Raw genomic sequence first — 20,324 nt, 5'->3', positions numbered from 1 at the left:
ACCGTGTCCGAGGGGATCAGGGGAGGCGGGCGCTCGCCGACGCTCGAGGCCGTCGCCGCGCGGGCCGGGGTCTCGCGCGCCACGGTCTCCCGGGTCGTCAACAACGCGCCGCAGGTCGCCGCCGAGATCGTCGCCGCCGTGCAGAAGGCCATCGCCGAGCTCGACTACGTGCCCAACCGGGCCGCGCGGATGCTCGCCTCCCGCCGCACCCAGTCGATCGCGCTGATCGTGCCGGAGTCGACCGCGCGCGTCTTCGCCGACCCGTTCTTCGCCGCGATCGTGCAGGGCGCCGCGATGCGCCTCGCCGACACCGACTACACGCTCTCGATGCTGATCGCCTCGGAGACCAGCGGCGAGAAGACCCGGCGCTACCTCCTCGGCGGCAACGTCGACGGCGCCCTGGTCGTCTCGCACCACTCCGGCGACCACTCCTACGCCGCGCTCTCGAACTCGCTGCCGATCGTCTTCGGCGGCCGGCCGCTCTCGCCGGACGAGCGCGACTCCTACTTCGTCGACGTCGACAACGCCGACGGGGCCGCCGTCGCGACCGCGCACCTGATCGCGGGCGGCCGCCGCCGCATCGCGACCATCGCCGGCCCTGCCGACATGCCGCCGGGCGTCGACCGGCTGATCGGCTGGCGCAGCGCCCTCACCGACGCGGGGCTCGACGACTCGCTCGTCGAGTGGGGCGACTTCTCGCCCGAGAGCGGCACGGAGGCGATGCGCCGCCTCCTCGAGCGCGACCCCGCCATCGACGGGCTCTTCGCCGCCAACGACCAGATGGCCGTCGGCGCCTACGCCGCGCTGCGCGAGGCCGGACGCCGCGTCCCCGAGGACGTCGCCGTCGTGGGCTTCGACGACGACATCTTCGCCCGCTCCGCGGTGCCCGCCCTCAGCACCGTCCGCCAGGTCCCGGTCGAGCTCGGCGCCCGCATGGCCGAGCTGCTGACCGCCCGCATCGAGGGCGCCGACGTCGAGCACCGCACCCTGATGCCCACCGAGCTGATCGTCCGCGCGAGCTCCTGACCGCGCCCGCTCTCCTCCCCTCCTCCTCGCCACTCTCCAGAAGTTGTCGTATTCGATGGCCGAGTACGACAACTTTCGAGGACCCGGCGGAGTGAGTGAGCTCTCGGTGAAGGCAGGGCGGGTCATGGCCGCCAGCCGTGCGCCATCAGGGCGGCCCGGATCTCGAAGATCGTGCGGGCTCGCTCTCGGCCGAGCCCATCCGCGCGGACCACGACCTGGATCCAACCCGCCAGCTGGAGCGCCAGGGAGCGCTCGCGATCGCGCGCGTACTGCGCATCGCTGGTCTGGTGCTGGCGGCCGTCGTACTCCGCGAGCACCTTCCACCGGCGGAAGACGAGGTCGCCGATCGCGATGAGCCGGCCGCCGACCGTGATCTCGGCGTTGACCTCCGGCGCCGGGAGTCCTGCCTCGCGAACCAGCGATCGCAGTGCCGTCTCCCTGCAGGAGGCGGCCGCGGTCGAGACGAGCCGCAGCACGCTCTCGAGCCGTCGTCGTCCGGGCCCGTGGTACCCGTTCACTCGGTCCTGCAGGTCGGAGAGTCCCGCGTACGGACGCGGATCGACCTCGTCCGGGTAGCGAGGCACGAGGAGGAGGTGATCGGCGGCCGCCAGGAGGTCGCGGTCGGGAAGGAGCATCGCGAGCGAGACCCACGTCGACGCCGCATCGGCGACCGGCAGTTCGAACCTCTTGGACACGACGACGTTGTGCGGCAGAAGGACGTGCCCGACAACGCCCCGAGTCCGCGGCGGTCGCCGCGGGGAGAACGTTGCGACGTGAATCGGATCGTCCTCCGGCCGCCGGAAGGGAAGCGGCACCGACCAGAGCTCGGCTGCCGTCAGATGCGAGAAGAACTGCCCCGGACGCAGCCGTGGCCGATAGGCCAGAGCACGCTCGACGTGCGTCACCGGCATGACGCGTGTCCTCACTCCGTGGAACGGGCTCGCCAGTCGCGGCGACCGCAGTTCGCCGTCCGTCGCGCCTTCGCGCAGGGCCGCGCGGCGGGTGAACGCTCCGAGATCGATGTCCGTCATGCGCCGATCGTGCTGCACCCGAGCCGACGCCGTAGCTCCGTTCCCTCCAACCGAGGGACAACTCCCTCCGACCGTCCCTGTGGAGGACTAACGCCCCCGACCTCTCCTCAAAAGTTGTCGTACTGGGCGCTCCTCTACGACAACTCCTGGAGAGCGGATCCTCACGCCGACGAGGCGGCCATCACGTCCGCAGGAGTTGTCGTAGCGGGTGCGCGAGTACGACAACTTTTGGAGAGGGGGCGGGGCGGCCTCAGAGGTAGAGCGGCTCCGGGTCGTGGGCGGCGAAGCGGCGGCGCATCACGGCGATGGCGTCGGCGTGCTCGTCGACGAGGACGAAGCGGCGGCCGAGGGCGTGGGCGACGGCGCCGGTGGTGCCGGAGCCGGCGAAGAAGTCGAGGACGGCGTCGCCCTCGCGACTGGAGGCCTGGACGATGCGACGGAGCACGCCCTCGGGCTTCTGGGTGGGGTAGCCGGTCTTCTCGCGGCCGGTGGGCGAGACGATGGTGTGCCACCAGACGTCGGTGGGGCGCTTGCCGCGCTCGGCCTTCTCGGGGGTGACGAGTCCGGGCGCCATGTACGGCTCGCGGTCGACGGCGGCGGAGTCGAAGTGGTAACCGCGCGGGTCCTTCACGTAGACGAGGATCGTGTCGTGCTTGGTCGGCCAGCGCTTGGTGGCCTTGGCGCCGTAGTCGTAGGCCCAGATGATCTCGTTGAGGAAGCACTCGCGGCCGAACAGAGCGTCCAGCAGAACCTTCGCGTAGTGCGCCTCGCGGTAGTCGAGGTGCAGGTAGAGGGTCCCGTCGTCGGCGAGCAGCCGCCAGGCCTCGGCGAGGCGCGGCTCGAGGAAGGACCAGTAGTCGTCGAAGCGGTCGTCGTAGCGGAGGAGGTCGCCGCGGATCCGCTCATAGCTGCGGCCCTTGAAGCCCGAGATGGTCCCGGTCGCCGAGCGGACGGAGGTGGTCGACGTCCGCACCTGCGCCCGGCCGGTGTTGAACGGCGGATCGAGGTACACGACGGTGAAGGACCCGTCCGCGAGCAGCGGCAGGACCTCGAGGTTCTCGGCGTGGATCACCGCGCTCCGGGTCGCCGGGACGCCGTCCGCGATCTGGATCGTCCTGGGCACTCCGCAATGGTGTCACGGGGGCGGCGGCCCCTCCGACACGGCGCCGGCCCCTCCGACACGCCTCGGCGGCGGGTGCCCGGGCCGCCGCGGGCCCCGGCGTAGAGTGACGCGATGATCTCCGAGGTGCGCCACGACGAGGACCGGTCCCAGTACACGCTGTGGGTCGACGGCGAGAACGTCGGCCTCGCCGACTACGCGGTCCGCGGCGCGGACGTGGTCTTCCTGCACACCGAGATCGCGCCCGAGCACCGGCACGAGGGCCTCGGCGACCGCCTGGTCGAGGCGGCCCTGGACGACGCCCACGAGCGGGGAGCGCACGTCGTCCCGCTCTGCCCGTTCGTCGCCGACTTCATCGCCGAGCACCCGGACTACCAGGAGCTCCTCGCGAGCTGAGCCGAGCGGAGCCGGAGCCGGCGCCGCGGAGGGCGCCCCGCCTCACGGCACCCGGCGCAGCCACTCCGGCGTCGAGTACTTCGACGCCACGAGCTCCTCGGCCTCCGCGTACTCCTCGGCCGTCAGGTCGCCCGGAGTCCCGCCGTGCAGCTGGACGAACGTCGCCTTCATCCGCTCGATGATCTCGGCGCGGCTGAGCCCGGTCTGGCTGCGCAGCGGATCGACGCGCTTGACCGCGGAGGCGATGCCCTTGTCGGAGAGCTTCTCGCGCCCGATCCGCAGCACCTGCACCATCTTCTCGGCGTCGATGTCGTAGCTCATCGTCACGTGGTGCAGGACGGCGCCGGAGCCGAGCCGCTTCTGCGCCGCTCCGCCGATCTTGCCGGAGGGCGAGGTGATGTCGTTGAGCGGCTGGTAGACCGCGTCGATGCCGAGCGACTGCAGCGCGCTGACGGCCCACTCGTCGAGGAAGGCGTAGGAGTCGGCGAAGGTGAGGCCCTGCACCAGGTCGCCGGGCACGTAGAGCGAGTAGGTGACGACGCTGCCGGCCTCCATGAACATCGCGCCGCCGCCGGAGATCCGGCGGACGACCTCGACGCCGTACTTCTCCGCGTTCTCGAGGTCGACCTCGTTGCGCAGCGACTGGAAGCTGCCGATCACCACGGCGGGCTGGTCCCACTCCCAGATCCGCAGCGTCGGCTCGCGGCGCCCCTCGCCCACGGCGGCGGTGAGCACCTCGTCGAGCGCGAGGTGCATCGACGGCGAGACCGCCTTCGCGTGCACGATCCGCCAGTCGTAGTCGCGCCAGCTGGTCGCCTGCTGCAGCGAGCGCCGGATCGCCACCGCGACGGCCTCGGGCGTGAAGCCGAGCAGCACCGCGTCGGCCGGCAGCGCCTGCCGAATGGCCGCGGCGATCGTCTTCGCGTCGCTCTCGGCCGGCAGCCCGACCACCGCGCGGTCGATGTCGTCGAGCGCCGTGTCGGGCTCGAGGAAGAAGTCGCCCGCGAGCCGGAAGCCGGCGAACCTCCCGTCGACCACGTCGAGGTCGACGACCACGAGCTTTCCACCGGGGACCTTGTACTCGCCATGCATGACGTCAGCCTAGGCCGGAGGAGCGACGTCCTCCCCTGCGGCCGGGAACCGGTCGTCGAGCCAGCCGACCAGGTCGGCCGTGACCTCGACGCGGTTGAGCTCCTGGAACAGCTCGTGCCGCGCCTCCGGGTACACCCGCACGCTGACGTCTCTGTAGCCCGCGCGACGCCGGTAGGCCTGCGCCAGTGCCCGTACCGAGCGCTCGCCGCCGAGGGTGTCGTCGGCGCCGACCACCAGCAGCAGCGGCAGCGGGTGCTCGGGCCGCCGGGCGGGCCGGCCGATCAGGCGGAGCGTCTCGCGCAGCCCGATCCGCTTCGCGAGCGGAGTGGTGAAGGTCAGCGGGTCGTCGTGGAAGAGCTGCCAGACCGCCGGGTCGCGCGAGAGCCACTCGAGCCCGAGCCCGCCGGGCACCCGGTGCCGACGCGCCAGATCGCCCGCGTTCATGTAGCCGGGCAGCCGGTAGGCCGTGCCGCTGAGGATCAGGGCCGCGTAGTCGGCGGAGCGGTGGTCGACGATCCGCTGCGCCATCAGCGAGCCCCAGGAGTGGCCGAGCAGGACGATCGGAACGCCGCAGTTCTCCCCGGCGAGCTCGCGGGTGAGCCGGTTGATCGCCTCCTCCGCCGCGCGCAGACCGCCCGGCCCGAGCCGGCCGAGCTCGGCGACGTCGCCGCCGTGCTGCTCGAGGCCGGTGCGCCCGTGCCCGCGGTGGTCGTCGGCGGCGACGGCGTAGCCCGCGGCGACCAGCGCCTCGGCGAGCTCGACGTAGCGGCCGGAGTGCTCGCCGACGCCGTGCGCGATCTGCACGATCGCCCTCGGGCGCGGGTGCGACCACCAGCGCCAGTGGATCGTCACGCCGTAGGCGTCCTGGAAGGTCCTGTCGACCGCGGTGCCGGGCATGGGACCAGTGTGGCCCTCCGGCCGCTGAGCGCGAAGACGAGCGGGAGAACTGAGAAGATACTCACGATCCGTCGGACAACGGTCCCGTCCGCCCGCCTGATCGCTAGCGTTCTACCGCCGTGCGGAGCCCCCACGACCGTCCCCATCCCCCATCTCGAGCGAGGCCAGCCCCCACATGACCGTGTCGCCCCTGATCTGGACCCTGACGATCGTCTTCATCGTCCTGCTCCTGCTCTTCGACTTCTTCTTCCACGTGCGCAAGGCGCACGAGCCGACCCTGAAGGAGTCGGCGCTCTGGTCGGCCCTCTACGTCGGCATCGCCGTGCTCTTCGGCGTCGGCGTCCTCGTCTTCGGCGGACCGACCCCGGGCTCCGAGTACTTCGCCGGCTACATCACGGAGAAGGCGCTGTCGGTCGACAACCTCTTCGTCTTCCTCATCATCATGGCGAGCTTCAAGGTGCCGCGCGCCGACCAGCAGAAGGTGCTGCTCTTCGGCATCGTCTTCGCGCTGATCGCCCGCACCGGCTTCATCTTCCTCGGCGCCGCGCTGATCAACTCCTTCGCCTGGATCTTCTACCTCTTCGGCCTGATCCTGCTGCTGACCGCCTTCAACCTGGTGAAGCCCGGCGACGAGCACGCCGGCGACAACGTGATGGTCCGCCTCGCCAAGCGCGTCTTCAAGACGAGCGACCAGTACGACGGCGACAAGTTCTACACCCACATCGACGGCAAGAAGGTCCTCACGCCGATGATCCTGGTGATGGCGGCGATCGGCGGCACGGACATCCTGTTCGCCCTCGACAGCGTCCCCGCGATCTTCGGCCTCACCAGCGACGTCTTCCTGGTCTTCACCGCCACGGCGTTCTCGCTGCTGGGCCTGCGCCAGCTCTACTTCCTGATCGACGGACTGCTCGACCGCCTCGTCTACCTCAGCTACGGCCTCGCCGCGATTCTCGCCTTCATCGGCGTGAAGCTGATCCTGCACGCGCTGCACGAGAACAACCTGCCGTTCATCAACGGCGGCGAGCACGTCGAGGTCTTCGAGATCGGCACCGGCCTCTCACTCACCGTGATCATCGGAGTGCTGGCCGTCACGGTCATCGCCTCGCTGGTCAGCCCGAAGGGCCGCCGCATGGCCGCCGAGGCCGCGGAGCGCAAGCGCGTAGCCGCAGCAGCGGGCGCGGACGTCGACGCGACACACTGACCTGCAGAGACAAGGCTGGGACGCCGATCCGGGGACGAATCCTCCGGGTCGTGCGTCCCAGCCTTCGTTGTGTGACTACTTCGCTCGGTACCGGTGCTCCGGGCGGCCCGTCGTCCCGTAGCTGAGGGTCATCTCCACCAGGCCGCGGCCCGCGAGGCCCGAGAGATAGCGCTGAGCGGTCGCGCGGGAGATGCCGGCGCGCTCCGCGACGTCGAGCGCCGAGAGCTCCGCGGCCGACTCGGACAGGCGCGCCAGCACCAGCTGCTCCGTCGCCGAGCGGGACGGCTGGGTCGCCGCCGCATCGCCCGAGTGCAGGATGCGCAGCGCCCGCTCCACCGCCTCCTGGTCGGCGACCCGGTCCTCGCGCAGCACGTTGCGGAAGCGCACGTAGGCGTCGAGGCGCTCGCCGAGCAGCCGCGCGTCGAACGGCTTGATCAGGTAGCCGAGGGCCCCAGCGTGCAGGGCCTTCCGCACCGTCGCCCCGTCGGAGGCGGCGCTCACCACGAACGCGTCCGTCTCCAGCTCGCGCAGCAGCGCGATCCCGCTCTGGTCCGGCAGGTGCACGTCGAGCAGCAGCAGGTCCGGCGCGTGCTCGAGCACCGCCGCCCGCGCCGCCCGGGCGGTGTGCACCGGCGGCAGCGCCCGCAGGCCCTGCCGGGTGTCGACCAGGTCGGCGTGCAGCTGCGCCACCCGGAAGTCGTCGTCGACGACGAGCACGGTGCGCTCCTGCTGATCCGGGGTCATCGGTCCTCCTCCTCGAGCGGCGACTCGTCGGGCAGCTCCTCCGGCGGCAGGACCGCGCCCGGCAGCCGCGCGCAGAGCACCGCCCCGGAGGACTCGCCACCGGCGTCCGCCAGCCAGACCTCGCCGCCGCGCCGCGCCGCGACCTCGCGGCAGAGCGGCAGCCCGAAGCCGCGGCCGTGCACGCGGTCGTCGTCCTCGTCCACCGCGCCCGGCCCGCGCGCGAAGAGCGACTCCGGATCGGCGACGCCGTCTCCCGAGTCCGCGACCGTCACGAACAGCGCGTCCCCGTCGTCGAGCAGCTCGATCTCGACGAACCGGACGTCCCGGCTCCCCTCGACCGCCGCGCGCACGGCGTTGTCGACGAGGTTGCCGACCACCGTCGCGACGTCCTCCGGCTCGATCACCGTCCCGCGCACCAGCGTCTCCTCACCCAGCGTCAGCAGCACGCCGCGCTCGGCCGCCTCGATCCCCTTCGCGCCGACCAGCGCCTGGAGGTACGGCTCCTGCAGCCGGTCGGCGTGCTGCACCGGATACTTCAGCGGCCCGCGGGTCAGCACCTCGTCGAGGTACTCGCGCGCCGAGCCGATCCGGCCGGCGTCGAGCAGCCCGGCGACCACGTGCAGCCGGTTGGCGAACTCGTGCCGCTGCACCCGCAGCGCGTTGGTCATCGCGCCGACGGCGTCGAGGCGCCGACTGAGCGCGGCGAGCGCCGTCCGATCGCGCAGCACCACCACGACGCCGAGATCGCGGTCGCCGCGGGTGACCCGCCGGATGTCGACGTAGACGATGCGGGAGCGCACGACGAAGCCCTCCTCGCCGGTGCCGCGGGAGGGCTCCGTCGAGGCGAGGGCCGCGGCGATCGCGTCGGCGAGCGGCTGCGGCAGCCCGAGGTCGGCGAGCGCGCGGCCGTGCAGGGCGCGACCGGTCGGATCCTCCGAGCCGAGGATCGCCGCGGCGCGGGCGTTGCAGACGCCGACCCGTCCGTCGCGGTCGAGGGCGAGCACCCCCTCGTCGACTCCGTCGAGCACCGCGGCCTGGTCCTGCACCAGCGCGGTGAGCTCCTCCGGCGCGAGGCCGAGCGTCAGCCGCAGCAGCCGGCGCCGGATGAAGACGGAGGCGACGGCCGCGAGCACCAGGCCGGCGAGCGCCGCCGCGAGCACGCCCAGCAGCGCGGTCGGCAGGTCGTCGAAGACGCTGGAGCGGGCGAAGCCGATGCTCACCTCGCCGACCACGCGCGCGCCGTCCGGCCCGTAGACCGGCACCTTCGCCCGCGCGGACTCCCCGAGCGTGCCGGTGCCCCAGGACACCGACTCCCGGCCGGCGAGCGCCTCCTCCGCACTCGTCGAGACCACCTCGCCGAGCCGCTCGGGGTCGGGGTGGGCCAGCCGGATGCCGCGGTCGTCGGTGATCACCACGAAGAGGGCGCCCGTGCGCTCCTCGATCGCCTCGGCGGCGGTCTCGAGCGTCCCGCCCTCCAGCTCGGCCCGGGAGGGCACGGCCGGGTCGGCGGAGGAGGAGGCGACCGCGTCGCGCACGTCGGCGTCCTCGGCGACGGTGCGGGCGATGGCGAGCGCCGTCTCCTCCGCCTCGCCCTGCAGCTGCTGCACGCTCAGCGCGGTGACGAGGCCCGCGCAGACCAGGACGGCCGCCGTGACCGTCGCGAGCTGCAGCACGAGCACGTGGGTCGCGAAGCGCATCGAACTCCTCGTCGTCGAGACGGCCGGGCTGATCGGGACAACCCTCGGGCCGGCTGCGCAGAATGCGCAGAACCCACACTATGCGCAGATCGCGCGCTAATGAGCGATACCCGGGCCGGGCACCGTGGGCTGCCTAGTGTGTCCACGACCTGGAGAGCCCGCCGCGGGATCCCGGACGCACGACGACGAAGGAGTCAGCAGTGTTGGTAGTACTCGGATTCACGATGATCCTGGCCTTCATGGCCCTGATCATGACCAAGCGGCTCACGCCCATGGTCGCCCTGATCGTCGTCCCGACGATCTTCGGGCTCTTCGCCGGCGCCGGTCTCGGCATCGGCGACATGGTGCTCGAGGCGATCGGCAGCCTCGCCCCCACGGCCGCCCTGCTGATGTTCGCGATCATGTACTTCGGCATCATGATCGACGTCGGCCTCTTCGACCCGCTGATCCGCTTCATCGTCCGCGCGCTCGGCGACGACCCGGCCAAGGTCGTCCTCGGCACGGCCCTGCTGGCCGGCGCGGTCTCGCTCGACGGCGACGGCTCGACCACCTTCATCGTGACCACCGCCGCGATGCTGCCGATCTACCTCCGCCTCGGGATGAACCCCGTGGTCCTCACCTGCGTCGCCGGCCTCGCCAACGGCACGCTCAACATCGTCCCCTGGGGCGGCCCCACGGTGCGCGCCGCCGCGGCGCTGCAGGTCTCGCCGAGCGAGATCTTCGTGCCGATGCTGCCCTCGCTCGCCGTCGGCCTCGCCGTCACGCTGGTCTTCGCCTGGTTCCTCGGGCTCGGCGAGCGCCGCCGCCTCGGCTCGCTCGCCCTCGCCGAGCCGATGCTCGAGCAGGAGCTCGTCGGCGCCGGCTCGTCCCGCGGCGGCGCGGCCCGCTCCGGAGCGCGCACCGGCGGCCTCGCCGCCCTCACCGGCGGCATCCGCACCGTGGCCCGCGAGCGCTTCTCCTTCCTCCGCGGCCCGGAGTCGCTGCGCGGCGCCCAGGTCGCCGTCGCCGCCCGCGTCCAGGCCGACGACGCGGACACCGCGATGGCCGACACCATGCTCGACCCCGAGCGCGAGACGCTCCGCCCGAAGCTGATCTGGGTCAACCTCGTGCTCACCCTCGCCGTGATGACCCTCCTCGTCGCCGACGTCCTCCCGCTCCCCTACGTCTTCATGGTCGGCTCCGCGGTCGCGCTGCTGATCAACTTCCCGAAGATGAAGGACCAGGCGTCCGAGATCGTCAAGCATGCGCCGAGCATCGTCGGCGTCGTCTCGATGGTCCTCGCGGCCGGCGTCCTGATCGGCGTCCTCAACGGCACCGGCATGGTCGACGCGATGGCCGAGTGGGTCGTCGACGTCATCCCGCCCGCGCTCGGCCCGTTCCTCGCCGTGATCACCGGCGTGCTGAGCATCCCGATGACCTTCTTCATGTCGAACGACGCCTTCTACTACGGCATCCTCCCGGTGCTCTCCGAGAGCGCCGCGCAGTACGGCATCGATCCGGTCGAGATGGCCCGCGCCTCGATCACCGGCCAGCCCGTCCACCTGCAGAGCCCGCTCGTGCCGGCGATCCTGCTGCTGGTCTCGCTCGCCGCGGTCAACCTGGGCGACCACCACCGCAAGGTCCTCTGGCGCGCGGTGATCGTCTCGCTGGTGATGCTGGCGGTCGGCGTCCTGGTCGGAGCGATCCCGTTCGGCTGATCCGACCGCAGAACGTCAGCCGGGAGGGGCCGTCATCCGCGATCAGCGATGACGGCCCCTCCTGGCTGATGTTCTGCGTGCGCCCTGCCCGGTCAGCCCAGCAGCGGCGCCAGGTTCTCCGTCCAGACGTCGAAGCCGAGCTTCACGATCAGCGCCCCGACGACCACGAGGAACGCGATCCGGATGAACCGGCTGCCCTTCGCGACCGCCATCCGCGAGCCGAGGTAGGCACCCGCCACGTTCGCGAGCCCCATGAACAGCCCGAGCACCCAGATCACGTGGCCGCCCGGCACGAAGTACAGCAGCGCACCGAGGTTCGTCGCGACGTTGACGATCTTCGCCTTCGCGCTCGCGAGCAGGAAGTCGTAGCCCAGCGCCGTGATCAGCGCGATGATCAGGAACGTCCCGGTCCCCGGTCCGATCAGCCCGTCGTAGAAGCCGATGACGAGCCCGAGCACCCCCGCGGTCACCAGGTGCCGGCGCCCGGCGTGCTTGAGCGCGGTGACAGCGCCCATCGCCGGCCGCGCGATCGTCACCACGGCCACGACGATCAGCGCGACGACGATGATCGGCTTGAACACCGAGGCGGGCAGCAGCCCCGCGAGGTTCGCTCCCCCGTAGCTGCCGGCCAGCGCCACCGCCGCCATCGGCAGCGCCGTCCGCAGGTCCGGCCTCGCCCGCCGGTAGAAGGTGATCGCGCTCGTCGTCGTCCCGAAGATCGAGGCGAGCTTGTTGGTCGCGAGCGCCTGCACGGGCGAGATGCCCGGCACGAGCAGCAGGGCGGGGAGTTGGAGCAGGCCGCCGCCGCCCACCACCGCGTCGATCCAGCCCGCGGCGAACGCGGCCAGGATCATCAGCAGGATGACGGGGAGGGCGAGGTCCTCGGTGAACGTCAGCATCGGTCGGAAGCGTATCCGGCCGCCGCCACCCCCTCGACCCGGGCGTCGCGCCACCCTAGGGTCGGCGGCATGCGATTCGGACTCTTCATCCCCCAGGGCTGGCGCCACGATCTCGTCGGCATCGATCCCGCCGAGCAGTGGCGCACCATGCGCGACCTCGTCCAGCACGCCGACGCCGGCCCGTGGGAGTCGGTGTGGGTCTACGACCACTTCCACACCGTCCCGGTGGTGACGGAGGAGGCGACCCACGAGGCCTGGACGCTGATGGCCGCGTTCGCCGCCGCCACCTCGCGGGTGCGGCTCGGCCAGATGTGCACCTGCATGAGCTACCGCAACCCCGCGCACCTCGCCAAGATCGCCACCACCGTCGACATCGTCTCCGGCGGCCGGGTGGAGATGGGCATCGGCGGCGGCTGGTACGAGCACGAGTGGCGCGCCTACGGCTACGGCTTCCCCCCGATCGCCGAGCGCCTCGGTCGGCTCGACGAGGGCGTGCAGATCATGCGCCAGGCCTGGACCGAGGGCGTCTCGACGCTCGACGGCCGGTACTACCAGGTCGACGGCGCGGTGAACCGCCCGCTCCCCCTGCAGGACGGCGGCATCCCGCTCTGGGTGGCCGGCGGCGGCGAGAAGGTGACGCTGCGCATCGCGGCGCAGTACGCGCAGTACACCAACTTCGCCGGCGCCCCGGAGGCGTTCGAGCACAAGAGCGCCGTCCTCCGCGGCCACTGCGAGCGGCTCGGCACCGACTACGCGGCGATCACCCGCAGCTCCAACTACAACGTGATGATCGCCGAGACGCAGGCGGAGGTCGAGAAGGGCCTGCAGCGCCTGGAGGACCGCGTCACCCCCGCGCTCGGCGCCGAGGCGGCTGCTGCCTTCGTCGCGGAGTACCGCAGCCCCGACGCGCTCGCGGTCGGCACCCCCGCGCAGATCGTCGACCGCCTCGGCGACATGCGCGAGCGCGGCATGGACTACGCGATCACGTACTTCCCGGACGCCGCCTACGACCGCTCCGGCCTCGAGCTCTTCGAGCGCGACGTCGTCCCGCACCTGTCCTGACCCGCGCCGTCGATCCGTCGCGAACGGCTCTCGCCACACGGGCGAGACGACCGTTCCCGACGGATCGGCAGCGCCTACGCCTCGCTCGCGCGGTCCGCAAGTCCCTGCGTCGGGGCGGGCCGCGCGCCTACGGTCGAGGCATGGACGCACAGGACATCCGCTGGAACGACGAAGCCCGCGACAAGATCCTCGAGGACTCGGACAGGGTCCTCCGCGAGGCGGTGCTCGACCTCGCGAAGACCAAGAAGGGCGAGCCCTGGGAGGACGTCTTCGCCGAGCTGAACGCACGACTGAAAGATCAGTTCATCGACTTCGAGCCCGGCCCGGACCTCCGCAAGTACGCCGAGGCCGTCTCCGCGGGGGAGATCGAGTCGTGAGCGCCGACGACGGCGACACCGGCCGAGCCGTGGACCCGGCGCTCGCCGACGAGCTGGCCTCGATCCGCGCCGTCGGCGAGGGCCGCCGCGGCGACGCCGCCGACGAGTCGGACGTCGAGCACGGCGACCCGCAGACCGTCGAGCAGGTCGAGCAGGAGCTCAAGGGCGGCCTCGACCTCGACTGACCGTCAGTGACATGCGGAAGGCCCGCTCCCCCGTTGAGGGAGCGGGCCTTCTTGCGTGCTCGGGTGACTACGCCGAGAGGCGCTCGTAGTCGGTGTAGCCCTCGGCGCCACCGCCGTAGACGGTCTCCTGGACGAGCTCGTTCTCGGGGTGGCCGCCCTGCCAGCGCTCGACGAGGTCGGGGTTGGCCATGACCGGACGACCCACCGCGACGGCGTCGGCGTGGCCCTCGGTGATCAGCGACGTCGCCTCCTCGCGGGAGGTCGGGCTGCCGAAGCCGCTGTTCGCGACGAAGACGCCGCCGAAGCGGGTGCGCAGGTCCTGGACCAGCTCGCCGGCTGGCTCGGCGTGCAGGACGCTGAGGTAGGCGAGGCCCAGCGGCGCGAGGCCGTCGACGACCGCATCGTAGGTGGCGCGCACGTCGGCCTCGTCGGTCTCGACGACGTCCTGGATGTTGTGCGCGGGCGAGAGGCGGATGCCGACGCGGCCGGCACCGATCTCCTCGGCGACCGCGCGGGTGACCTCGATCACGAACGCGGCACGGGCGGCGGGGCTTCCGCCGTAGGCGTCGGTGCGGACGTTCGAGACCGGCGAGAGGAACTCGTGCAGCAGGTAGCCGTTGGCTCCGTGCACCTCGACGCCGTCGAAGCCGGCGTCGACGGCGCGGCGGGCGCCGGCGACGAACTCGTCGCGGACGGTGGCGAGCTCCTCGGTGGTCAGCGCGTGCGGGACCGGGAACGGCTTCTTCTCGCCGCTCGGGACGCGGACCTCGCCGTCGATCGCGACGGCGCTCGGCGCGACGATGCGGTCGGTGCCGGTGACGTCGGTGTGCGTGACGCGCCCGCCGTTCATGACCTGCATGACGATGCGGCCGCCGGCCGCGTGCACGGCGTCGGCGACGCCCTTCCAGCCCTCGGCCTGCTCGGCGGTGACGATGCCGGGCTGGCCCGGGTACGCCTTCGACTCGGCGCTCGGGAAGACGCCCTCGCTGATGATCAGGCCGAGGGAGGCGCGCTGGGCGTAGTGCTCGGCGATGAGGGCGCCGGGGACGCCCTGCTCGTCGGCGCGCAGGCGCGTCATCGGCGCCATCACGAGGCGGTTCGGCAGCTCGAGGTCGCCGGCGGAGAGGGGGGAGAAGGGATCCACGGATCGCCTTTCGATCGGAGAGCGGGGGGAGGGCACGTCACCGTTCCCGGGACGCACCCCGGAGGCAACGGCGCCCGCGCCGCGCGCATTCCGCCTCCCGGCGTTCTCCCACCCGCGGTGCGCGGGCCGGCCGGGCGTCGCGCGACAGCACTCCACGCCAGCCGGCTCCTCGGCGAGCCGGTCGACCTACGGTTGCGCCGTTCTCTGCACCAGATCAACGAGGAATCGTGCAATGAAACGATCGACCGCTCTCTGTCTCGCCGCGGCGCTGGTCGTCGTGGTTGGAGCAGCCGTTCCCACTGTGATGAACGCTCTCGAGCGCTCCGAGTTCCAGACTTCGGTGGAAGGTCACATCTACACGGCGAATGCGAAGTGCCAGCTCGTCCGCATCAAGCCCAACGAGACGATCGGCTACATCGAGGGCTACGGCGAGGGGAACACCGAGGCGTCCGCGAGGTCGAGCGCTCTCAAGGACGTGGACAGTCGCGTGCCGGAAGGACACTACAAACGGCACTGCTCGTATTCAGGAATCGGCCGCCGTGGTGGCGGAGGTCGATTCTGATCGCCGCTGCAGACACTGAGAACGACGACTCCCGCGACTGACCACTCGATCACGCATCGTCGACCGGCCTGGCTCTGAAGACTCCGGACCCCGGTGCGCACTGCCCACCTCTCCGCTCTCCCCTCTCGGACAGCCCTCGCTCGGGTGACACCCGGGCTGTCTACACTCGGGAGGCGAACGACGAGGGAGTGCGCGATGCCGAACGATTCATCCCCGACGAGGGCCGTGGCCCGCCGGGGCGCCCGCCGATCGCCGATCGCAGCGCTCCTCGCCCTGCTCGCCGCCGCCGCGCTCGCGCTCGTCCCTGCCGCCGGCGCCGCGGCCGAGCCGCCCGCGACGCTCGGCTCCTCCGTCGTCCTCGACTCGGCCGGAGTCCTCAGCTCCGCGGAGATCAGCGACATCGAGGCCGCCTCCGCCCAGCTCTACCAGGAGCACAGCGTCCAGCTCTTCGTCGCCTACGTCGACACCTTCACCGGCACCACCGGCGACGAGCGCTGGTCGGACGCGACCGCCGAGCTCAACGGACTCGGCACGAACGACGTCCTCCTCGCCGTCGCGGTCGAGTCCCGGCAGTACCAGGTGTCCGTCGACAACGGCTTCGCCCTCGACGCCGGCCAGGTCTCCGCGCTGGAGACCGACGACATCGAGCCGCAGCTCGTCGACGGCGACTGGGCCGGCGCCGCTGTCGCCGCCGCCCAGGGCATCGGCACCCGCCTCGACGCCCCGAGCGCGGGCCAGGCGCTCGGCTCCGGCCTCCTGATCGTCCTCGCCGTGCTGGCAGCACTGGTCGTCGTCGGCGTGATCGTCTGGCTCCTCGTCCGCCGCGCGCGTCGCAGGAAGGCCGCCGAGGCCGTGGAGGCGTCGATCGACGAGCTCGCCACCCGCGCCGGATCCGCCCTCGTGCACGCCGACGACGCCGTGCGCACCAGCGAGCAGGAGGTCGGCTTCGCGGAGGCGCAGTTCGGCTCGGACGCGACCGGCCCCTTCCGCGAGGCACTCACGACCGCGAAGCGGCTTCTCGGCGAGGCCTTCGCCCTCCAGCAGCGGCTCGACGACGCGGAGCCGGAGACCGACCAGGAGCGCCGCGACGGCTACGGCCGCATCCTGCAGCTCTGCGCCGACGCCGAGCAGGTGCTCGACGAGAAGGCCGAGGCCTTCGAGGAGCTCCGCGCCCTCGAGAAGAACGCCCCGGAGGTGGCCGCCCGCCTGACCGCGCGCACCGCGGAGGTCCGGGCCCGCCTCTCCCCGACCCGCGCACTGCTGACCGACCTCTCCACCCGCTACGCCCCGACGGCGATCGACGACGTGGAGGACGACGCCGACCAGGCCGAGGACCGCCTCCGCTTCGCCGACGACCAGGTGACCGAGGCGCGGACGACCCTCACCGCCGGCGACTCGGGCCGCGCGGCCGTGCTCCTGCGCGCCGGCCAGCAGGCGGCCGAGCAGGCCTCGGGCCTCCTCGACGCCGTCGCCACCCGCTCCACCGATCTGCAGGAGGCGGAGCGCACCCTCGCGGGGCGGGTCGCCGAGATCCGCGCCGACGTCACCCAGGGCCGCACGATCGTGGCGGCGGGCGACTCCGCCGACGCCGCGAGCGCACCCCTCGTCGCGAACGTGCAGTCCGCGGTCGCCACGACGGAGGCCGCCCTCGACGCCGTGGAGCGCGACGCCGCCGCGAGCCCGCGCGACCCGCTCGCGCTGCTGGAGCGTCTGACGGCGGCCGACGCCACCATCGACGCCGCGGTCGGCGGCTACCGCGACGCCCAGGCGCAGCGCGAGCGCCAGCGGGCCGCCCTCGCCGCCGAGATCGGCGCCGCCCGCAGCCGGGTGTCCGCCGCGGAGGACTTCATCGCCGCCCGGCGCGGGGCGGTCGGCTCGCAGGCGCGCACCCGCGTCGCCGAGGCCGCGCGCTCGGCGGAGTACGCGGCGCAGATCGCGGCCACCGACCCGGCCGAGGCGCTCGCCTCCGCGCAGCGCGCCTCCGCCCTCGCGCAGCAGGCGCTCCAGGCCGCCCGCTCCGACGCGAGCGCCTACTCCGCCCCCGGCCTCGGCGGCGGCTACGGCGGCAACACCACCGGCGCCTTCCTCGGCGGCATCCTCGTCGAGTCGCTCCTCGGCGGCGGCGGCCGGCGCTCCGGCTACCGCTCCGGCGGCTTCGGCGGCGGTGGCTTCGGAGGCGGTGGCGGCTTCGGCGGCGGCGGCTCCCGTCGCTCCTCCGGCGGCGGCTTCGGCGGCGGTGGCGGCGGCGGCCGTCGCGGCGGCGGCGGACGCTTCTGACCCGCTCCGGACCACCCGCTCGATCCGACGACCCCGCTCACAGACCCCGGGCCCGCATCCGCTCGGCCCCCGCCCGCAAGCACCTCACCCAAGGAGAGACAGCATGGCTCAGAAACAGTCGATCTTCGGCCGCATCGCGCAGCTCGCGAAGGCCAACATCAACGCGCTCCTCGATCAGGCCGAGGACCCGCAGAAGATGCTCGATCAGATGGTCCGCGACTACACCGACAGCATCCGCGACGCCGAGGCCGCCATCGCGCAGACCATCGGCAATCTGCGCCTGCTCGAGGACGACTACCGCGAGGACGTGCAGAACGCCGACGAGTGGGGCGGCAAGGCGCTCGCCGCGAGCCGCAAGGCCGACGAGCTCCGCACCTCCGGCAACGCCGGCGACGCCGACAAGTTCGACGCGCTCGCCAAGGTCGCCCTCACCCGCCAGATCCAGTCCGAGAAGGAGGCGAAGGACGCCGAGCCGACCATCGCCTCGCAGACCGAGGTCGTCGACAAGCTCAAGTCGGGCCTCAACCAGATGCGCGAGAAGCTCAACCAGCTCTCGTCCAAGCGCGACGAGCTGATCGCCCGCTCCAAGACCGTCGAGGCGCAGTCGCAGGTCCAGGACGCGATCAAGAGCATCGACATCATGGACCCGACCAGCGAGGTGAGCCGCTTCGAGCAGAAGATCCGCCGCGAGGAGGCCCGCGTGCGCGGCGCCGAGGAGCTCGCGTCCTCGAGCCTCGACGCGCAGTTCGAGTCGCTCGAGGACCTCGGCGAGATGACCGAGGTCGAGGCGCGCCTGGCCGCCCTCAAGTCGGGCCGTCCGCAGGACTCGATCGGCTCCTGACCGAGCGGAGTGCTCCGGGTCGACGAACGCCTGGTCGGCCCGGAGTTCTCCTCATCGCATGCCCCCTCCGGCATGCCTCTCGAAGACTGGCAATCGCCCTGATGCGGGGCCGCGCGGCACCCCATAGTGTTGACCTCGGTCGCCCCGGAACCCGGTTGGCCGCAGCCTCGTCCGGCCCCTACCGACGCGGTGAACACCATGAGCGGACCCGGACCTCCCGGGGATCGCTCACCGAGCGGCCGTCGACGAGGACGGCCACCCCGAACGAGCGAGGCGCCGATGAGCACCCCCACCGCACTGTCCGACGGAAACGTCCCCACCGCCCCCCGGGTCGAGGCCTCCCCCCGGGTCCAGGCCTCCCCCCGTGTGATCCGCACCCGCCCCCGCGGCGAGGGCAACACCAACCCGACGACCGAGTACTCCGGTCTGCTGAGCACCGTGCGCGACGCCGGGCTCCTCCGCCGCCGCCGCGGCTTCTACTACATCCTCTTCTCCGTGCTGACGCTCGCCCTCGGCGGCATCGTCACCGGCTTCGTCCTGCTGGGCGACTCCTGGTTCCAGCTGCTGCTCGCCGCCGCGCTGGGCATCGTCCTCACCCAGTTCGCCTTCCTCGCGCACGAGGCCTCGCACCGCCAGGTGTTCGAGTCCGGCAAGGCCAACGACGTCGCCGGCCGCACGCTCGCGAACCTCGTCGTCGGCATCAGCTACTCCTGGTGGATGAACAAGCACAGCCGCCACCACGCCAACCCGAACGTGCTCGGCAAGGACCCGGACATCGTCCGCGACGTCGTGTCGTTCACTCCGGAGGACGCGGCCCGCTCGCGCGGCGCCTACGCCTGGCTCACCCGCCGCCAGGGCTACGCCTTCTTCCCGCTGCTGCTGCTCGAGGGCATCAACCTGCACCTGCACGGCTTCCGGACCGTGTTCGGCAAGGGCAAGGTCGACAAGCGCTGGGTCGAGATCTCGATGCTCGTCGCCCGCGTCGGCCTGTACCTCGCCGTCGTCTTCTGGGCGCTGCCGCTCGGCATGGCCTTCGCCTTCGTCGGCGTGCAGATGGCCGTCTTCGGCCTCTACATGGGCGCCTCGTTCGCCCCGAACCACAAGGGCATGCCGATCCTGCCCAAGGAGGCGCGCGTCGACTTCCTGCGCCGCCAGGTCCTCACCTCGCGCAGCATCCGCGGCAACTGGTTCAACGACTACTTCATGGGCGGCCTGAACTACCAGGTCGAGCACCACCTCTTCCCGAACATGCCCCGCCCCGCCCTGCGCGAGGCCCAGGTCATCGCCAAGGAGTACTGCGCGACGCACCAGATCCCCTACACCGAGACCTCGCTGCTCGAGTCGTACGGCATCGTCGTCCGCTACCTCAACCGCGTGGGCCTCTCGGCCGGCGGCGATCCGTTCGACTGCCCCGCCGCGGGCGCCTACGGGCGCTGAGCCGCCGCTCCGCACCGCACGAACGGCGAAGGCCCTCCCCTCCGAGAAGGAGGAGGAGGGCCTTCGCCGTTCCGCTCGTCAGTTCGCGGAGCAGAGGATGAGCGTGCTCGACACGTTCGCCGCGGTCTTCGAGCCGGTCCCGCTGTAGCCGGAGGGCAGCGTCGAGACGGCGTTCAGCTGGAAGGCGACGCTGATCGAGAGCGTCGTGCGGAGGGCGATGGTCGCTCCCGCTGCCAGCGGGGCGGTCAGCGTGATCTGACGGGACGTGTTGCTCAGCACGTTCACGGTGGCCGTGCCTCCCGAGACCGAGAAGACGCCGATGTTGGCGACCCCGGAGCCGGTGATGATGACGGTCGTGCCGGTCGGCAGCGGCTCCGTGGGGCCCGCCTGCAGCAGGAAGCCGGGACCGATCAGGCCGAGGGTGCCGCAGGTGCCGCGGAGCGCGTAGGCGCCGAGATCGACGATCGACGCCGCAGCGGACGGGGTGGCGACGGCGACGGCGACGACCGGCACGGTCCACGCGGCGGCGGCGGTGACGGAGCGGCGGGTGACCAGGCGGTCGGAATCGGGGCGGGGCGAGGAGTCGTGGGTCACGGTGTGGCCTTCCGGTCGAGGTGCGCGGGCTTCGGCGCCACA

Annotated in this window: 20 protein-coding genes; 11 read left to right on the top strand and 9 right to left on the bottom strand. The window is 72.2% G+C overall.

The window, feature by feature from the left end; all coding sequences use genetic code 11:
- The first annotated feature begins 3 nt into the window (after positions 1-3).
- The gene (locus EDF22_RS01840) at positions 4-1,026 is read left to right on the top strand and encodes a LacI family DNA-binding transcriptional regulator (protein WP_123701991.1); all 1,023 of its coding nucleotides are present in this window, start codon (positions 4-6) and stop codon (positions 1,024-1,026) included.
- A 122-nt stretch (positions 1,027-1,148) separates the two neighbouring features.
- Here the strand turns inward: EDF22_RS01840 and EDF22_RS01835 are convergent, their stop codons facing one another.
- Positions 1,149-2,057, bottom strand: a complete 909-nt coding sequence (locus EDF22_RS01835) for a hypothetical protein (RefSeq protein ID WP_123701989.1) — start codon at positions 2,055-2,057, stop codon at positions 1,149-1,151.
- A gap of 250 nt (positions 2,058-2,307) precedes the next feature.
- Positions 2,308-3,180: a site-specific DNA-methyltransferase gene (locus tag EDF22_RS01830; protein WP_123701986.1), complete on the bottom strand. Its 873-nt coding sequence runs from the start codon at positions 3,178-3,180 to the stop codon at positions 2,308-2,310.
- A 111-nt stretch (positions 3,181-3,291) separates the two neighbouring features.
- On the opposite strand from EDF22_RS01830, the gene EDF22_RS01825 reads away from it, so the two are divergent.
- Entirely contained in the window at positions 3,292-3,573 is a 282-nt protein-coding gene (locus EDF22_RS01825; RefSeq protein ID WP_123701984.1) for a GNAT family N-acetyltransferase, read from the top strand.
- Between the two features lie 42 nt (positions 3,574-3,615).
- Here the strand turns inward: EDF22_RS01825 and EDF22_RS01820 are convergent, their stop codons facing one another.
- Both EDF22_RS01820 and EDF22_RS01815 read right to left on the bottom strand, forming a co-directional pair.
- Entirely contained in the window at positions 3,616-4,665 is a 1,050-nt protein-coding gene (locus EDF22_RS01820; RefSeq protein WP_123701982.1) for a biotin/lipoate A/B protein ligase family protein, read from the bottom strand.
- Positions 4,666-4,674: 9 nt separating this feature from the next.
- Positions 4,675-5,562 (bottom strand): alpha/beta fold hydrolase, encoded by an 888-nt coding sequence (locus EDF22_RS01815; RefSeq protein WP_123444975.1) that lies wholly within the window; start codon positions 5,560-5,562, stop codon positions 4,675-4,677.
- Between the two features lie 175 nt (positions 5,563-5,737).
- Here EDF22_RS01815 and EDF22_RS01810 point away from each other — a divergent pair, with 175 nt between their 5' ends.
- Positions 5,738-6,766, top strand: coding sequence for a TerC family protein (locus tag EDF22_RS01810; protein WP_123701981.1), 1,029 nt, complete (start codon positions 5,738-5,740; stop codon positions 6,764-6,766).
- Positions 6,767-6,841: 75 nt separating this feature from the next.
- Here the strand turns inward: EDF22_RS01810 and EDF22_RS01805 are convergent, their stop codons facing one another.
- Both EDF22_RS01805 and EDF22_RS01800 read right to left on the bottom strand, forming a co-directional pair.
- Positions 6,842-7,510, bottom strand: coding sequence for a response regulator (locus EDF22_RS01805; protein ID WP_123701979.1), 669 nt, complete (start codon positions 7,508-7,510; stop codon positions 6,842-6,844).
- The gene (locus EDF22_RS01800) at positions 7,507-9,207 is read right to left on the bottom strand and encodes a sensor histidine kinase (protein ID WP_123701977.1); all 1,701 of its coding nucleotides are present in this window, start codon (positions 9,205-9,207) and stop codon (positions 7,507-7,509) included. The genes EDF22_RS01805 and EDF22_RS01800 overlap by 4 nt, the downstream gene beginning before the upstream one ends.
- Positions 9,208-9,431: 224 nt before the next feature.
- Here EDF22_RS01800 and EDF22_RS01795 point away from each other — a divergent pair, with 224 nt between their 5' ends.
- Entirely contained in the window at positions 9,432-10,904 is a 1,473-nt protein-coding gene (locus EDF22_RS01795) for a CitMHS family transporter (protein ID WP_123701975.1), read from the top strand.
- 92 nt (positions 10,905-10,996) lie between these two features.
- On the opposite strand, the gene EDF22_RS01790 is transcribed toward EDF22_RS01795, so the two are convergent.
- Complete coding sequence (locus tag EDF22_RS01790) at positions 10,997-11,803, bottom strand: TSUP family transporter (protein WP_123444970.1); 807 nt, start codon at positions 11,801-11,803, stop codon at positions 10,997-10,999.
- Positions 11,804-11,872: 69 nt separating this feature from the next.
- Here EDF22_RS01790 and EDF22_RS01785 point away from each other — a divergent pair, with 69 nt between their 5' ends.
- The 3 genes from EDF22_RS01785 to EDF22_RS01775 all read left to right on the top strand — a co-directional run bounded on the left by EDF22_RS01785 (position 11,873) and on the right by EDF22_RS01775 (position 13,427).
- Positions 11,873-12,865 carry an LLM class F420-dependent oxidoreductase gene (locus tag EDF22_RS01785; RefSeq protein WP_123701973.1) on the top strand — a complete coding sequence of 331 codons (993 nt, stop codon included), beginning with the start codon at positions 11,873-11,875 and terminating at the stop codon, positions 12,863-12,865.
- A 140-nt stretch (positions 12,866-13,005) separates the two neighbouring features.
- Positions 13,006-13,242, top strand: a complete 237-nt coding sequence (locus EDF22_RS01780; RefSeq protein ID WP_123444967.1) for a hypothetical protein — start codon at positions 13,006-13,008, stop codon at positions 13,240-13,242.
- The gene (locus EDF22_RS01775; protein ID WP_123444966.1) at positions 13,239-13,427 is read left to right on the top strand and encodes a hypothetical protein; all 189 of its coding nucleotides are present in this window, start codon (positions 13,239-13,241) and stop codon (positions 13,425-13,427) included. Before EDF22_RS01780 ends, EDF22_RS01775 begins: the two co-directional genes overlap by 4 nt.
- 67 nt (positions 13,428-13,494) lie before the next feature.
- On the opposite strand, the gene EDF22_RS01770 is transcribed toward EDF22_RS01775, so the two are convergent.
- Positions 13,495-14,571 (bottom strand): alkene reductase, encoded by a 1,077-nt coding sequence (locus tag EDF22_RS01770; RefSeq protein WP_123701971.1) that lies wholly within the window; start codon positions 14,569-14,571, stop codon positions 13,495-13,497.
- A gap of 232 nt (positions 14,572-14,803) precedes the next feature.
- Between EDF22_RS01770 and EDF22_RS01765 the strand changes: the two genes are divergently transcribed.
- From EDF22_RS01765 to EDF22_RS01750, 4 genes are all read left to right on the top strand, one after another.
- The gene (locus EDF22_RS01765; RefSeq protein WP_148059080.1) at positions 14,804-15,133 is read left to right on the top strand and encodes a hypothetical protein; all 330 of its coding nucleotides are present in this window, start codon (positions 14,804-14,806) and stop codon (positions 15,131-15,133) included.
- Between the two features lie 195 nt (positions 15,134-15,328).
- A complete protein-coding gene (locus tag EDF22_RS01760; RefSeq protein WP_123701967.1) occupies positions 15,329-17,410 on the top strand; it encodes a TPM domain-containing protein in 2,082 nt (693 codons plus the stop codon).
- 103 nt (positions 17,411-17,513) lie between these two features.
- A complete protein-coding gene (locus EDF22_RS01755) occupies positions 17,514-18,251 on the top strand; it encodes a PspA/IM30 family protein (RefSeq protein ID WP_123444961.1) in 738 nt (245 codons plus the stop codon).
- A 279-nt stretch (positions 18,252-18,530) separates the two neighbouring features.
- Positions 18,531-19,688: an acyl-CoA desaturase gene (locus EDF22_RS01750; protein ID WP_123701965.1), complete on the top strand. Its 1,158-nt coding sequence runs from the start codon at positions 18,531-18,533 to the stop codon at positions 19,686-19,688.
- A gap of 78 nt (positions 19,689-19,766) precedes the next feature.
- On the opposite strand, the gene EDF22_RS01745 is transcribed toward EDF22_RS01750, so the two are convergent.
- On the bottom strand, positions 19,767-20,282 hold the full coding sequence (locus EDF22_RS01745) for a hypothetical protein (protein WP_148059079.1): 516 nt from the start codon (positions 20,280-20,282) through the stop codon (positions 19,767-19,769).
- Positions 20,283-20,324 lie beyond the last annotated feature (42 nt).

It is taken from the genome of Rathayibacter sp. PhB127 (assembly GCF_003751665.1).
Taxonomy (GTDB): Bacteria; Actinomycetota; Actinomycetes; order Actinomycetales; family Microbacteriaceae; genus Rathayibacter; species Rathayibacter festucae.
The sequence above is the reverse complement of the archived record's forward strand: the minus strand, read 5'-3'. Positions and strand labels throughout refer to the sequence as shown.